Annotated in this window: 14 protein-coding genes; 7 read left to right on the forward strand and 7 right to left on the reverse strand. The window is 59.7% G+C overall.

Features of this window, described 5'->3' with window-relative positions; all coding sequences use genetic code 11:
- The first annotated feature begins 2 nt into the window (after positions 1 to 2).
- On the forward strand, positions 3 to 1,391 hold the full coding sequence (gene pntB, locus DR88_RS15185; RefSeq protein ID WP_002903386.1) for a Re/Si-specific NAD(P)(+) transhydrogenase subunit beta: 1,389 nt from the start codon (positions 3 to 5) through the stop codon (positions 1,389 to 1,391).
- Positions 1,392 to 1,539: 148 nt separating this feature from the next.
- Positions 1,540 to 1,728 (forward strand): YdiH family protein, encoded by a 189-nt coding sequence (locus DR88_RS15180; RefSeq protein ID WP_002903388.1) that lies wholly within the window; start codon positions 1,540 to 1,542, stop codon positions 1,726 to 1,728.
- 109 nt (positions 1,729 to 1,837) lie between these two features.
- Here the strand turns inward: DR88_RS15180 and uspE are convergent, their stop codons facing one another.
- The 3 genes from uspE to ogt all read right to left on the reverse strand — a co-directional run bounded on the left by uspE (position 1,838) and on the right by ogt (position 4,386).
- Positions 1,838 to 2,785 (reverse strand): universal stress protein UspE, encoded by a 948-nt coding sequence (gene uspE / locus DR88_RS15175; RefSeq protein ID WP_004148267.1) that lies wholly within the window; start codon positions 2,783 to 2,785, stop codon positions 1,838 to 1,840.
- A gap of 138 nt (positions 2,786 to 2,923) precedes the next feature.
- Positions 2,924 to 3,676, reverse strand: a complete 753-nt coding sequence (gene fnr, locus DR88_RS15170) for a fumarate/nitrate reduction transcriptional regulator Fnr (RefSeq protein WP_002903394.1) — start codon at positions 3,674 to 3,676, stop codon at positions 2,924 to 2,926.
- Between the two features lie 194 nt (positions 3,677 to 3,870).
- Positions 3,871 to 4,386 (reverse strand): methylated-DNA--[protein]-cysteine S-methyltransferase, encoded by a 516-nt coding sequence (gene ogt / locus DR88_RS15165; protein WP_004224598.1) that lies wholly within the window; start codon positions 4,384 to 4,386, stop codon positions 3,871 to 3,873.
- A 292-nt stretch (positions 4,387 to 4,678) separates the two neighbouring features.
- Between ogt and DR88_RS15160 the strand changes: the two genes are divergently transcribed.
- Positions 4,679 to 4,837 (forward strand): hypothetical protein, encoded by a 159-nt coding sequence (locus DR88_RS15160; RefSeq protein WP_002903398.1) that lies wholly within the window; start codon positions 4,679 to 4,681, stop codon positions 4,835 to 4,837.
- A gap of 32 nt (positions 4,838 to 4,869) precedes the next feature.
- On the opposite strand, the gene abgT is transcribed toward DR88_RS15160, so the two are convergent.
- The 3 genes from abgT to DR88_RS15145 all read right to left on the reverse strand — a co-directional run bounded on the left by abgT (position 4,870) and on the right by DR88_RS15145 (position 9,271).
- Positions 4,870 to 6,396 (reverse strand): p-aminobenzoyl-glutamate transporter, encoded by a 1,527-nt coding sequence (gene abgT / locus DR88_RS15155; RefSeq protein WP_002903400.1) that lies wholly within the window; start codon positions 6,394 to 6,396, stop codon positions 4,870 to 4,872.
- A 119-nt stretch (positions 6,397 to 6,515) separates the two neighbouring features.
- The gene (locus DR88_RS15150; RefSeq protein WP_032443867.1) at positions 6,516 to 7,961 is read right to left on the reverse strand and encodes a M20 family metallopeptidase; all 1,446 of its coding nucleotides are present in this window, start codon (positions 7,959 to 7,961) and stop codon (positions 6,516 to 6,518) included.
- Positions 7,961 to 9,271, reverse strand: a complete 1,311-nt coding sequence (locus DR88_RS15145; RefSeq protein WP_004148272.1) for a M20 family metallo-hydrolase — start codon at positions 9,269 to 9,271, stop codon at positions 7,961 to 7,963. Before DR88_RS15145 ends, DR88_RS15150 begins: the two co-directional genes overlap by 1 nt.
- A gap of 166 nt (positions 9,272 to 9,437) precedes the next feature.
- Here DR88_RS15145 and DR88_RS15140 point away from each other — a divergent pair, with 166 nt between their 5' ends.
- Together DR88_RS15140 and smrA are read left to right on the forward strand one after the other, a co-directional pair.
- Positions 9,438 to 10,346 carry a LysR family transcriptional regulator gene (locus DR88_RS15140; protein WP_004148273.1) on the forward strand — a complete coding sequence of 303 codons (909 nt, stop codon included), beginning with the start codon at positions 9,438 to 9,440 and terminating at the stop codon, positions 10,344 to 10,346.
- Between the two features lie 101 nt (positions 10,347 to 10,447).
- Positions 10,448 to 11,011 (forward strand): DNA endonuclease SmrA, encoded by a 564-nt coding sequence (gene smrA / locus DR88_RS15135; protein ID WP_004143055.1) that lies wholly within the window; start codon positions 10,448 to 10,450, stop codon positions 11,009 to 11,011.
- Here the strand turns inward: smrA and DR88_RS15130 are convergent.
- Positions 11,008 to 11,814 carry an IclR family transcriptional regulator domain-containing protein gene (locus DR88_RS15130; RefSeq protein WP_032443868.1) on the reverse strand — a complete coding sequence of 269 codons (807 nt, stop codon included), beginning with the start codon at positions 11,812 to 11,814 and terminating at the stop codon, positions 11,008 to 11,010. The two genes, smrA and DR88_RS15130, sit on opposite strands and share 4 nt — an antisense overlap.
- Positions 11,815 to 11,983: 169 nt before the next feature.
- On the opposite strand from DR88_RS15130, the gene DR88_RS15125 reads away from it, so the two are divergent.
- Both DR88_RS15125 and DR88_RS15120 read left to right on the forward strand, forming a co-directional pair.
- On the forward strand, positions 11,984 to 12,670 hold the full coding sequence (locus DR88_RS15125) for a 3-oxoacid CoA-transferase subunit A (RefSeq protein WP_025368161.1): 687 nt from the start codon (positions 11,984 to 11,986) through the stop codon (positions 12,668 to 12,670).
- A 10-nt stretch (positions 12,671 to 12,680) separates the two neighbouring features.
- Positions 12,681 to 13,337: a 3-oxoacid CoA-transferase subunit B gene (locus tag DR88_RS15120; RefSeq protein WP_004151559.1), complete on the forward strand. Its 657-nt coding sequence runs from the start codon at positions 12,681 to 12,683 to the stop codon at positions 13,335 to 13,337.
- Positions 13,338 to 13,347 lie beyond the last annotated feature (10 nt).

The raw sequence follows: 13,347 nt of genomic DNA on the forward strand, positions 1-13,347 counted from the left end.
ACATGTCTGGTGGATTAGTAACGGCTGCATACATTGTTGCTGCAATCCTGTTTATTTTCAGCCTGGCGGGCCTGTCGAAACACGAAACGTCGCAGCAGGGCAACTATTTCGGCATCGCCGGGATGGCCATTGCCCTGATCGCTACCATCCTGGGGCCGGACGCCGGCAACGTCGGCTGGATTATTCTTGCGATGGTGATCGGCGGGGCGATCGGTATTCGTCTGGCGAAGAAGGTCGAGATGACCGAGATGCCGGAGCTGGTGGCTATCCTGCACAGCTTCGTGGGTCTGGCAGCGGTGCTGGTGGGTTTCAACAGCTACCTGCAGCATGAAACCGGTATGGAGCAAATTCTGGTCAATATTCATTTGACCGAAGTGTTCCTCGGGATCTTCATCGGCGCGGTGACCTTCACCGGTTCGGTGGTGGCGTTTGGTAAACTGCGCGGCAAAATTTCCTCCAGGCCGCTGATGCTGCCCAATCGCCATAAGCTGAACCTGGCGGCGCTGGTGGTTTCCTTCATCCTGATGGTGATTTTTGTTCGCTCTGACAGCACCGGCACCCAGGTCCTGTGCCTGCTGGTGATGACCGCGATCGCGCTGGCCTTTGGCTGGCACCTGGTGGCCTCTATCGGCGGTGCGGACATGCCGGTGGTGGTCTCGATGCTCAACTCCTACTCGGGCTGGGCGGCAGCGGCGGCGGGCTTTATGCTGAGTAATGACCTGCTGATCGTCACCGGCGCGCTGGTGGGCTCTTCCGGCGCCATCCTCTCTTACATTATGTGTAAGGCGATGAACCGCTCCTTTATCAGCGTGATCGCCGGGGGCTTCGGCACCGATGGTTCCTCAAGCGGCGGCGATGAAGAAGTGGGCGAGCATCGCGAGATTAGTGCCGAAGAGACGGCGGAGATGCTGAAAAACTCGCACTCGGTGATCATCACCCCGGGCTACGGTATGGCGGTGGCTCAGGCGCAGTATCCGGTAGCAGAAATTACCGAGAAGCTGCGGGCGCGGGGTATCAAAGTACGCTTTGGTATTCATCCGGTGGCCGGGCGCCTGCCGGGGCATATGAACGTCCTGCTGGCGGAAGCCAAAGTGCCTTACGACATCGTGCTGGAGATGGATGAGATCAACGACGATTTCAGCGACACCGACACCGTGCTGGTGATCGGCGCCAACGATACCGTCAACCCGGCGGCGCAGGACGATCCGAAGAGCCCGATCGCCGGCATGCCGGTGCTCGAGGTGTGGAAAGCGCAGAATGTGGTGGTCTTTAAGCGTTCAATGAACACCGGTTACGCCGGCGTACAGAACCCGCTGTTCTTTAAAGAGAACACTCATATGCTGTTTGGCGATGCTAAAGCCAGCGTCGATGCGATCCTGAAAGCGCTGTAATGTAACATAATTGTTTTACAACGTTTGTTTATAAGCCGTCTCCTGTGAGACGGCTTTTTTATATGCAGGGGGATGCCTGGAATTGTTCATAAAATAAGCGGCAAGAGGTGATATAATGTTCCGGTTCTTACATCAGACAGAGGATATTATGGATACCGAGTTAACCCCAACGCAGATGGCCATCGAATTCTTACGCCGCGACCCCACCGTCATGACCCCAGCGCAGTATCTGAAAAAACTTAAACTGCTGGAGCTGGAGTTTGCTGACCTGATGGCGCTCTCCTCGCTGGAGCTGAAAGAAGAGATCGATCTGGCCTGGCGTCTGGGTATCCACTAAGCCATTCTCGCTGGACAGCGACAGGGGCCGCCAACGGCCCTTTTTTTGTGCCTGGCTGGCAGCAAGCAAAAAAATCCCCCGCGAGGCGGGGGAAGATGAGCGGTGGCGGTTAATCGTCGTCGTCGTCCAGTTCCACCGGCGTCTGGTAGGCCTCCGGTTTCAGCACCAGCAGGTCACAGCGCAGGTGGTCGACAACCTGTTCCGCGGTATTGCCGAGGAACGCCGCCGACAGGCCGGTACGTCCGACCGTTCCCAGCACCACGATCCCCGCCTGCAGATGCTCGGCGAGGTCCGGGATCACCTCTTCAGGCAGTCCTTTTTCGACGTGGGTGAATTTTTCATCGATGCCAAACTTCTGCCGCAGCGCTTTCATCGCCAGCAGATGCTGGCCGCGAATGGCGTCGTTGTAGACGCTGGGATCAAAATCCGGCAGTTCTATCGCGATATTGATCGGCGTCACCGGGTAGGCACCGATCAGGTGCACTTCAGTGTGGTTGACTTCTTCCGCCAGCGACAGCGTCTCGCGAACCAGCTTCTCGTTAAGGGTGTTGTGATAATTCTCTTCGCTGGCGAGATTGACGGCGACCAGCGCTTTGCCGCCTTCCGGCCACGGCTGGTCTTTGACCATCCACACCGGGCAAGGGCATTTACGCAGCAGATGCCAGTCCGTCGGGGTAAAGATCACCGCCTCCAGTTTGTCGTGCTGGTGGGCCATCTTCAGCAGCAGATCGTGTTTCTCACTGACCACCTCCTGAATAATCGCTTCGAAGGGACGGTTGTGCCACACCACTTTCACGTCAATCGGCACGCCCGATTCCAGGTAGAATTTCGCCTGCTCGCGGATCCAGGCCGTTCGTTGGGCAATGACGCCCTGGCGCATTGCCGTCCGCTCGTCCGGCGACAGCAGGGTGGTCATTTCATAGGAAAAATCATAGATCGGCAAAAAGGCTTTGATGCGTCCACCAATCCGTTGGTGCAGGTACACCGCTCGCCTTAGCGCCGGCTGGTCGTCCTGGTTAGGATCGATTACTACCAGCATGCTCTGATACTTCGCCATACAGGGTCTCCTTACAACTGCAGCTACCGTCAGTTATTAAAAAGATAACCTATATGGATGAATTGAAACAGGGGAGGAGCCTGGTCAGATCAACAAATCTGAAAAAATTGCCGATCGTGACCAGGTATTGCGCAGAGATTAAGCGACGTTGCGCGCCTGCCCGGCCAGCTGGGCCAGCAGATCGCTGTTTTCAATAGTGATATATTTGCCTTTCACCGCCAGCATGCCGCTTTTCTGAAAACGGCCCAGCAGACGGCTGATGGTTTCGACGGTGAGGCCGAGATAGTTGCCAATATCGCCGCGGGTCATGGTCAGCCGGAACTCACGTGGTGAGAAGCCGCGCTGGGCGAAACGACGAGAAAGGTTATAGATAAACGCGGCCAGGCGCTCTTCGGCATTCTTTTTGGAAAGCAACAGGATCATATCCTGGTCGCCTTTAATCTCACCGCTCATCAGGCGCATCATCTGCTGACGCAGATTGGGCATTTTTCCGGAAAGATCGTCAAGAGTTTCGAAGGGGATCTCGCAGACCATTGAGGTTTCCAGCGCCTGCGCAAAGCTCGGGTGCAGACCGGTGCCGATGGCGTCAAAGCCCACCAGGTCGCCCGCCAGATGGAAGCCAGTGATCTGCTCATCACCTTGCTCGGTGATGGTATAGCTTTTGATGGTCCCGGAGCGAATAGCGTACAACGACTTCAGCTCATCACCGGCTTTGAACAAGGTTTGACCTTTCTGGATAGGCTTTTTCCGCTCGATAATATTATCCAGCTGATCAAGCTCATGCTCGTTCAGAGTAAAGGGGATGCAGAGCTGGCTAATGCTGCAATCCTGACAATGGATTGCACAACCGCCAGACTGAATGCGTCGAATAATTCGCTTCTCAGGGATCATATGTCTGCTCAGGCCTTAATTGATATTGGTCAATTTTAACATCTTTTTGATCAGCAGGTAAGTCTTCAGGCCCGGAAACACGTAATATCAGCAGGGTAAATCAAATTGCTTGTGTATCTATTTGATTAAAAACAGATTATTACGCCACTTTTGATTGTAAAATTACCTGAAAATTCCAGAAAAGGCATTTTCAGTCAAAGCAACAGATAGCCCTCATGACGCAAAAGCCACTCTTTACGCTGTACGCCGCCGGCATAGCCGGTCATGGTGCCGTTGCGCCCGATGACCCGATGGCAGGGCACCACGATACTCACCGGATTGGCGCCATTGGCGGCGCCCACCGCGCGCGCGGCGCCGGGACGACCGAGCGCCTCGGCCAGTTGGCCGTAGTGCATCACCTGGCCACAGGGGATATCGCGTAACGCCTGCCAGACCTGGCGCTGAAAAGGGGTGCCGGCGGTGGCGGTAGGCAGAGTCTCGATAATGGCTAAATCGCCGGCAAAATAGTCGCTCAGCTTACTGCTGAGACCGCCGGGATTGCGGCAGTCGACGCGCTGATAGCCTTCCCGGCGATAGTGAACGTCGAGCAGCGTTTCCATCCGATCGCGGTGCTCGTCCCACTCGACGGCGCGCAAATTAAACTGTTCGTCGCAAAGCACCCACAACGGCCCCAGCGGGGTATCCATTTTATCCTGCAGCAAGGTCAACATCGTTTCTGTCATCCACCATCGTACATGAGAGGCACACGATACCACGCGCTGACGGCAGTCAACTATACTCCCAAAAGGTAAAACCGCATCGCCAGATAGCACGGCGGGCTATCCGCCGTGGAGGCATTCTGCGATCGCCACGATGATTTATTTTTGGATCGATCCTGGCGGGTTACCGGACAGGGTTTTTGCTACTTTTAAGCTGACGACGTCGGTCCTCCGCGCCGCTGTGCGCGCTCGGGAAAGTGCTACCGCGTCGGCGCGGCGCGGTTAATAACTCAGAGGTGGAGCTATGCAATATATACTGACTGGCGTAATCGTACTGATCTTCAGCGGTCTGGTTATTCACGGTATGTCGCTGTTGCTTGAGCGAGGGTATCGCGCGCTTTTCGGCATATTCGCCGGAGCCGGGGAAGCGACCCGTAAGTTCAAAGTGAAGATATCGCGTTAAGCTAAGGCGGCCGTCCCTGGCGCATCGGTGGGTTAAGACAGCCGCGGATAGATGCCAGGGCCGATCGGCAGTCCCACCAGATACCAGCCCACCAGCAACAGCAGCCAGACGGCGAGAAAAATCAGCGGGTAAGGGAGCACCAGCGAGTAGTAGGTGCCGAGGCGGGCATCCGGCCGGTAGCGCTGTAGAAAGCCGAGAAACAACGGCACAAACGGTGACACCGGCGCCAGCGGCAGCACCGATGAATCAGCGATACGAAACAGGATCTGCGCAAACGCCGGGTGAAAGCCCAACAGCATAAACATTGGCACGAAGATCGGCGCCAGAATCGACCAGATGGCCGAGCCGCTGGCGATAAACATACACAGAAAAGCCGACAGCAGCGCAAGACCGACAAACGCCGGAACACCGTTCATGCCTGAACTCTCCAGCAGATCCGTCAGCCCGACGGCCATAAACTTGCCCATGTTGCTCCAGTTGAACATCGCCACGAACTGCGCCAGCGGGAAGACCATCACGATAAACCCGGCCATCTCTTTCATCGGCTCAATCATCAACTGCGGCAGGTCGGCCTGGCGGCGAATTTTGCCGGTGGCGATGCCGTATGCCAGCGACACGACAAAGAAGAAAAAGATAATTAGCGGCACGATGCCTTTGATAAACGGCGAGGGCATGACCGTATGCTGAACCGGATCGCGAAGAATACCGTTTTCGGGGACCACCATCAGGGCGATGACCGCCACGAATACCAGCGTCGCCACGCCGGCGATGCGCAGGCCGAACCGCTCCCCGGGCGTCAGCGTCTGCAGCTTTTCATCACGACTGCCTTGCCACTGGCCCAGCCGCGGCTCGACCAGCTTATCGGTGATCAGTCCGCCGACGAGCGTCAGAACGATCACCGAGGTCGCCATAAAGTACCAGTTGTCGATCACGCTGACGTGCAAAGAGGCATCGATGGACTTTGCCGCCTCGGTGCTGATCCCGGAGAGCAGCACGTCGGTGGTGACAATCAGTAGATTGGCGGTAAAGCCGCAGCCCACGCCGGCTATCGCCGCCAGCAGACCAGCGACAGGATGCCGACCGACGGCAAGAAACATCAGCGCTCCCAGCGGCGGCATAATCACCAGCGCCGCATCGGAAGAGATATGGCTGAAAAAGGCGATAAACAGCACCATATAGCTGGCATAGCGGGCGCTGACGTGCGAGGCCATCTTGACCATCAACGCCGGTAACAGGCCCACCCGCTCGGCAAAGCCGGCGCCCAGCACCAGGGCGAGGATCGCGCCCAGCGGCGCGAAACCGCTGAAGTTTTTAATCACGTTCGGCAAAAACCAGTGCAATCCTTCCACGCTGAGCAGGTTTTTGACCACCACCCGCGAACCGTCAGTTGGGTTTTGTACCCCAACGTTGAGGGCGGAGAGGATTGCCGTGGCAGCGATCAGCACGGCGATGAGATAGATAAACAGCAAAAACGGGTGCGGGACCTTGTTACCGATCTTCTCTACCCAGCCATAGCGCTTTCCGCCGGGGGAAGATGACGGTATGGATGACATACTCATGGGCATTCCTCTGTTGTCGTTGTTGTGTTGGGCAGGCCTGCTCCCGTACTGCCGGCGGTTATTATGGGCGGTGCGTGCCGCGATCCGGTCAGCGTTGGCCAGGAGTAGCCTCTAAGTGGTTATCGTAAAACGGACGGACTCACCTCCGCCGGGATCGGGCAACGATAGGGGCGTTCGGCCAGTACCTGCCTGAGCTCTTGCTGGCTGGCCTCCAGCAGGGCGCTGTCGCTGAATAAACGGATGGCGGTCGCCGCGAGGACTTTCCCCGCCAGCAACATCCCTTTATGGGCAATGGAGGTTCTGCCCTGGCTCACCAGCTGCCAGCTGTGCAGCGGGGTACCCACCGCGAAGCACGGGCTGAAGCACTGGGCCACCGGCGCTTTCCAGCTAACATCGCCGACGTCGGTGGATCCGGCGAGGACGTTATCCGTGGCCGCCCAGGGCGCCACCTCATCAATCAGCAAGGTGTCGCGGTGGCGACGAGCGAACGTTTTGCCTTCCTCGCCACTGGTGCCGGCAATATTGTTCAGGCTGTTGTTAATATCGTTGGCGCTGAGAGTGGCGCGGATCGCCGCGGCAAAAGCGCGTTCCTCGTCGCTCCAGGCGGGGGGACCGTAATGACAGACCGCCTGATACATCGCCGCCTCAAGCGTGCGGTTGGGCAGATAGCTGGAGCAGGCTTTTTCAAAGCGGCAGCTGACCTGGGTCTCGGTCATCAGCGCGGCCCCCTGGGCAATCTTCTCTATGCGGGCGAAGATTTGCTGAGCGTCGGCCATCTCCGGCGCGCGGATCAAATACAGCACTTCCGCCTGCGCCTGCACCACGTTGGGCGAGACGCCGCCGGTATCGGTAATGGCGTAATGGACGCGCGCCTTCTCGATGATATGTTCATTGAGGAAATTGCTGCCGGTGGTCATCAGGGTGACGGCATCCAGCGCGCTCCGGCCCAGGTGCGGCGAATTAGCGGCGTGGGCCGCGGTGCCGGTAAATCGCCATGCCGCCTGAATGTTGGCGAGGGTGCGGGTGCTGAACATCCCGGCCCAGGCTTCCGGATGCCAGGTCAGCGCCGCATCGACATCATCAAACAACCCTTCGCGCACCATAAAGGTTTTTCCCGAACCGCCTTCCTCGCCGGGACAACCGTAGAAGCGCAGAGTGCCGCTGTCGCCGTGCTGCTGCAGCCAGCCTTTGGCGGCGACCGCCGCGGCGAATGCCGCGGTGCCGAGCAGATTGTGCCCACAGCCGTGGCCGTTGGCTCCCGGTGTCAAGGGCGTCGGTTCCGCGCTGTGGGCCTGCTGGCTGAGTCCCGCCAGGGCGTCAAATTCGCCGAGCAGGGCAATGACCGGTTGGCCCTCACCGACGCTGGCGATAAAGGCATTCGGGATCCCGCCGGCATCGCGGGTGAGCTGAAAACCTTCCGCCTCCAGGGCGTCGGCCAGCCGTTGGGCTGACCAGAACTCCTCAAAGCGGGTCTCCGGGTGGTCCCAGATGTCGTCGGCGATGGCGCAGTAAGTGTCGCGTTGTGCCTCAACCACCTCGTCCACAAACTGAAAAATGGCTTCCATTACCCCCCCCGCTGCCAGGGAAAGTTAAGCGCGACGCGCGCCAGGGTTTCGACCGCTACCGCCATCACGCTCTCGTCGAAGTCAAACTTTTCGTTGTGGTGACCGGCGCTGAGTTCAGTGCCGAAAATCATGTACGAGGCGAGGCCGCCGCGCGCCTGGACCCGGGCCATCATCAGGGTGGCGTCTTCCGAGCCCGCCGGGGCGGCGATGCGATCCACCGCCTGTTGCACGCCGGGCACCCGGGCGGCCTGTTCGCGCAGATAGTCCACCCACGCCGGCGACGGTGCGCTGGCGGTCGCCGCGCCCATCATGCGCAGTTCGTAGCGGGCTTCGTACATCGCCGCAGCCCCGGCGACGACGTGCTGCGCCCGCTCGAACACGTACTGATTAATGGCTTCGCTTTCGCCGCGGGTTTCCACTTTTAACAGCGCGGAAGAGGGCACCACGTTGCGCCCGGTACCGGCCTGCATCACCCCGACGTTGACCCGCGAGGCGCCGGCGCTGTGCGGCGGGATGGCGTGCAGGCCAAGGGCGGCCTGGGCGGCGGCCAGCAGCGCGTTGCGTCCGTCCTCGGGCTTGCCGCCGGCGTGGGCGGCCACGCCGCTGAACTGCACGTCGAATTTGGTGGTGGCCATAAAGTTGTCTCCACCGCAGACGACGGTACCTGCCGGCACGCCGGTCCCGATATGGATCGCCGTGAAATAATCCACGTCATCAACCACGCCGGCGGCCACCATCGCGCGGGCGCCGCGGGTACCCTCTTCAGCAGGCTGGAAAATCAGTTTAATGACGCCATTGAGCTGGGCGGCATACTGCTTGAGCACATGCGCCAGCCCCAGCCCGATGGCGGTATGGCCGTCATGGCCGCAGGCGTGCATCATGCCGGCGTTGCAGGAGGCGAAATGATCGCGATGGGGGCGGTGGCTATCGTCATGCTGTTCGTTGAGATCGAGGGCATCCATATCGACGCGAAAGGCCAGGGTTGGTCCGGGCCGCCCGGTGTCGAGCGTGGCCACCACGCCGGCGAAACCGCCTTCAAACGCCGGCAGCCAGCGCTCCGGCGCGCCCTGTTCGCGGGCGCGTTCGAAAGCCTGGGCCAGGGTCTCCTCGTCCGGCAGCCCCATCCGGCTGTCGGCATCGATGACGTCGCGGCCTAGCGCCAGCTGATAGCCTAGCCCGTCAAGAATATCCGCGACCTTACTGGCGGTGCGAAACTCCAGCCAGCCGGATTCAGCGTGCAGGTGAAAATCACGGCGCCATTGGGTCATGGAGGGCGCCAGCTGGCGGAGGTATTCATCAAGTTGCGGCATAGCTTATCCTGTCATAAGTAAAAAATGTGACGGTGTTCACGATGTGATAGCTTTTGTTTATCACTGACGCGCTACAGGCCTTAACACCCTTAACCTGCCACAGCCTGATGGATTACAGTAGATGTCATTTTCTTCTGTCTGATAAGCAACGGTTATCACTAAAAGCATGGCATTTCAGATTAAATTTCATCAAATTCGCGCCTTCGTCGAAGTAGCCCGGGAAGGCAGTATCCGTGGCGCCAGCCGGGCGCTGGCGGTCTCGCAGCCGGCGCTGACCAAAGCGATTAAAGAGCTGGAGGAGGGGCTTTCCGCCCAGCTGTTCGTCCGCCGCAGCCAGGGGGTGGCGTTAACCGACAATGGCGAAAGTTTTTATCAACATGCGAGCCTGATCCTTGAGGAGCTGCGGGCGGCGCAGGATGAACTGCTGCAGCGCCAGGGGGAACAGGCCGGGCAAATTAATATTGGCCTTGGCGCCAGCGTCGCCCGGTCGCTGATGCCGTCGGTGATCTGCCGCTTTCATCAGCAGCATCCGCAGGTGAAGGTGCGGATCATGGAGGGTCAGCTGCTGGCGATGATTAATGAGCTGCGCCAGGGGGAGCTGGATTTCACCATTAATACCTATTACCCCGGGCCGTACGACCATGAGTTCAGCTTTGAGAAACTGTTTGAGAAACCGTTCGCGGTGTTCGCCCGCGCGGGCCATCCGGCGGCGCAGGCCACCTCGCTGGGGGAATTGATGGATCACCACTGGACCATGCCGACGCCGCGCGGCAGCTACTTCAAGCAGCTGCAGGAGCGCTTCGAACAGCTGGGACGGGAGCCAAAGGTGGGGATCGTCTGCGAAACGTTCTCATCCTGCATCAGCCTGGTGGTGAAAAGTGATTTTCTCAGCATCCTGCCGGTGGAGCTGGGCAACGACCCGCTGATGGCCGACAAACTGGTGATGATCCCCATCCGTGAAGTGTTACCCACCGCCACCTATTATCTGATCCAGCGGCGCGATACCCGACAGACGCCGCTCACGGCGTCGTTAATCACCCTGTTCCGCCGCCAGAGCCGACAATTGTTTCCTTAATCGTTCGTCACGCTCACTTTGCCAGCGAACGCGGCTAAACGCGTTGAGAGGGGAGCGCGAGGCGGCTATAGTAGCTGGCGACAGCCGCTGGAGGAGAGCCCATGAACCTTGATGACAAATCCCTGTTTCTTGACGCCATGGAAGATGTCCAGCCTCTGAAACGTAATAATGACGTGCACTGGCATCCCGGGCGTAACAGCCGGGCCCCGCAACGCGTCGATACCCTGCAGCTGGATAATTTTCTCACCACCGGCTATCTCGATATCGTGCCGCTCGCCACGCCGCTGGAGTTTAAGCGAGAAGGGCTGCAGAGCGGCGTGCTGGATAAGCTGCGGCGGGGGAAATACAGCCAGCAGGCGAGCCTCTCCCTGCTGCGCCAGCCGGTGGAACAGTGCCGGCAGATGCTCTTCGCCTTTATGGTACAGGCGCAGAAAGAGGGGTTACGCAATGTGCTGATCGTTCACGGCAAAGGCCGCGACGACCAGTCCCACGCCAATATTATCCGCAGCTATCTGGCGCGCTGGCTGGAAGAGCTGCCGGAGGTGCAGGCCTTCTGCGCCGCGCTTCCGCATCATGGCGGCAGCGGCGCCTGCTATGTCGCGCTGCGTAAATCGGCGCAGGCGAAGCAGGAGACCTGGGAGCAGCACGCCAAGCGCAGTCGTTAGCGCGGAAGCAGCGTCAGCTCGCGGGCGGCTTTTTGCAGCTCCGGCAGCACGCGCTCGATCATCTCGCGGGCCGTCATCTGGCCCGCATGCACCCCGACGTTGAGCGCCGCCTGGACCTGCCCCTGAGCGTTAAACAGCGGGACCGCGAGGGAGCGCAGCCCCATCTCCAGCTCCTGATCGTTGAGGGCATACCCCTGCTGATGCACCCGTTTCAGTTCGGCGCGCAGCTTCGCCACCGAATCCACCGTCTGTGGGGTATAGCGGATCATGGTCACCCGGGCCAGCATATCGTTGAGCTTCTCCTCCGGCTGATGGCTCAGCAGCACCCGGCCCATCGAGGTCGCCCACGCCGGAAGGCGACTGCCGATATCCAGGTCGATGGTCATAATCCGCGAGCTGGAGGCGCGGGCGATATACAGGATATCGTCGCCGTCGAGGGTGGCGATGGAGCAGGACTCATTGAGCATTTCGCTCAGATGCCGCAGCACCGGCTGCGCCGAACGCGCCAGCGGCGTCGAGGCCAGCCAGGCGTGGCCCAGCGCCAGGATCCGCGGCCGCAGCTGGAAATTCTTACCGTCTTCGGCATACACGAACCCCAGCTTGCTCAAGGTATACAGGCAGCGGCGCACCGCGGCGCGCGGGATGCCGGTCTTCTGACTGATCTGCGAGATAGACAGCAGGGGCCGCTGCGGCGTGAACGCCTGAATCACCTCCAGACCCCGCGCCAGGGAGGCCATAAAGTTAGGATCGCCTTTAAACGGATCGCCGTCGCCGGTCAGTAAATCGTCTGGATGCTTGTCCATTTCTGTTCCCCATATTTGCCATCGATCACATTCTTTCGCTAATGATAACCGATGTTCGATTATCGCACCATATTTCGATTATCGCCCTTGACCGACATCGTTAAGCGGGTCACATTTTGTGCGAACAACGAATAACAGTGCGATTACCGCACATCACTGGAGCGACCTGATGATTGATAAAAGCGTATCGACGCTGAGCGAGGCCATCGCCGGGATCCACGATGGGGCGACTATTATGATCGGCGGCTTTGGCCCCGCCGGCCAGCCGACCTTTCTGATTGACGCCCTGATTGACCAGGGCGCTCGCGACCTGACCATCATAAATAACAACGCCGGCAACGGGGAAGTGGGTCTCGCCGCGCTGCTCAAGGCGGGCCGGGTGAGCAAAATGATCTGCTCCTTTCCGCGCCAGGTGGATTCGCAGATTTTCGATGATCTCTACCGTCGCGGCAAAGTGGAGCTGGAGCTGGTGCCGCAGGGCAACCTCGCGGCGCGGATCCAGGCGGCCGGCGCCGGGCTGGGGGCGGTGTTTACCCCCACCGGCTACGGCACGCCGCTGGCGGAAGGCAAGGAGACACGGGAAATCGACGGTCGCCACTACGTGCTGGAGTACCCGATCAAAGCCGATTTCGCGCTGATTAAAGCCCACCAGGGCGACCGCTGGGGCAACCTGGTCTATCGCAAGGCGGCGCGCAACTTTGGCCCGATCATGGCGACAGCGGCGAAAACCACCATCGTAGAGGTCTCGCAGCTGGTGGCGCTGGGCGACCTCGACCCGGAAAACATCATCACCCCCGGCATTTTCGTCCAGCGCGTCTTCTCGCTGGAAAACCTGACTGCCGCACAACGCGCCTGAGGAGCCCGACATGCAAAAACTGACCCGTGACGAAATGGCCCAGCGCGTGGCCCGCGATATTCCCGAAGGCGCTTACGTCAACCTCGGCATCGGCCTGCCGACCCGCATCGCCAATTACCTGCCCGCTGACAAAGAGGTGTTCCTGCACAGCGAAAACGGCCTGCTGGGGATGGGGCCGAAACCGCAGCCCGGGGAAGAAGATCCCGAGCTGATCAATGCCGGTAAAGAGTATGTCACCCTCCTGCAGGGCGGCTGCTATTTCCACCACGGCGACTCCTTCGCCATGATGCGCGGCGGTCATCTCGATATCTGCGTGCTGGGGGCCTATCAGGTCTCCGCCAGCGGCGACCTCGCCAACTGGAGCACCGGTGCGCCGGATGCGATCCCGGCCGTTGGCGGGGCGATGGATCTGGCCATCGGCGCCCGCCAGGTGTTTGTGATGATGGACCACCTGACCCGTGACGGCGAGTGCAAGCTGGTGGCGCAGTGCAGCTACCCGCTGACCGGCGTCGGCTGCGTCAGCCGGATCTATACCGACCTGGCGGTGATCGACATCACCGACCGCGGCCCGGTGGTGCGGGAAATCTTTAACGGCCTCTCTTTTGAAGAGCTGCAGCGCATCACTCCGGTGGCGCTGACCTTTCAACAACTGGCGGAAAGCGCGTAAGGAACCTATG

This window comes from Klebsiella pneumoniae (assembly GCF_000742135.1).
Taxonomy (GTDB): domain Bacteria; phylum Pseudomonadota; class Gammaproteobacteria; order Enterobacterales; family Enterobacteriaceae; genus Klebsiella; species Klebsiella pneumoniae.

Excerpts from the sequence above, each read along its gene's own strand:
- DR88_RS15145 (WP_004148272.1), bottom strand. The coding sequence starts at position 9,271 with ATGCCGCAACTTGATGAATACCTCCGCCAGCTGGCGCCCTCCATGACC.
- smrA (WP_004143055.1), top strand. The coding sequence starts at position 10,448 with ATGAACCTTGATGACAAATCCCTGTTTCTTGACGCCATGGAAGATGTC.
- DR88_RS15120 (WP_004151559.1), top strand. The coding sequence starts at position 12,681 with ATGCAAAAACTGACCCGTGACGAAATGGCCCAGCGCGTGGCCCGCGAT.
- DR88_RS15140 (WP_004148273.1), top strand. The coding sequence starts at position 9,438 with ATGGCATTTCAGATTAAATTTCATCAAATTCGCGCCTTCGTCGAAGTA.
- DR88_RS15150 (WP_032443867.1), bottom strand. The coding sequence starts at position 7,961 with ATGGAAGCCATTTTTCAGTTTGTGGACGAGGTGGTTGAGGCACAACGC.
- DR88_RS15180 (WP_002903388.1), top strand. The coding sequence starts at position 1,540 with ATGGATACCGAGTTAACCCCAACGCAGATGGCCATCGAATTCTTACGC.
- DR88_RS15160 (WP_002903398.1), top strand. The coding sequence starts at position 4,679 with ATGCAATATATACTGACTGGCGTAATCGTACTGATCTTCAGCGGTCTG.
- pntB (WP_002903386.1), top strand. The coding sequence starts at position 3 with ATGTCTGGTGGATTAGTAACGGCTGCATACATTGTTGCTGCAATCCTG.
- DR88_RS15125 (WP_025368161.1), top strand. The coding sequence starts at position 11,984 with ATGATTGATAAAAGCGTATCGACGCTGAGCGAGGCCATCGCCGGGATC.
- fnr (WP_002903394.1), bottom strand. The coding sequence starts at position 3,676 with ATGATCCCTGAGAAGCGAATTATTCGACGCATTCAGTCTGGCGGTTGT.
- abgT (WP_002903400.1), bottom strand. The coding sequence starts at position 6,396 with ATGAGTATGTCATCCATACCGTCATCTTCCCCCGGCGGAAAGCGCTAT.
- uspE (WP_004148267.1), bottom strand. The coding sequence starts at position 2,785 with ATGGCGAAGTATCAGAGCATGCTGGTAGTAATCGATCCTAACCAGGAC.
- DR88_RS15130 (WP_032443868.1), bottom strand. The coding sequence starts at position 11,814 with ATGGACAAGCATCCAGACGATTTACTGACCGGCGACGGCGATCCGTTT.
- ogt (WP_004224598.1), bottom strand. The coding sequence starts at position 4,386 with ATGTTGACCTTGCTGCAGGATAAAATGGATACCCCGCTGGGGCCGTTG.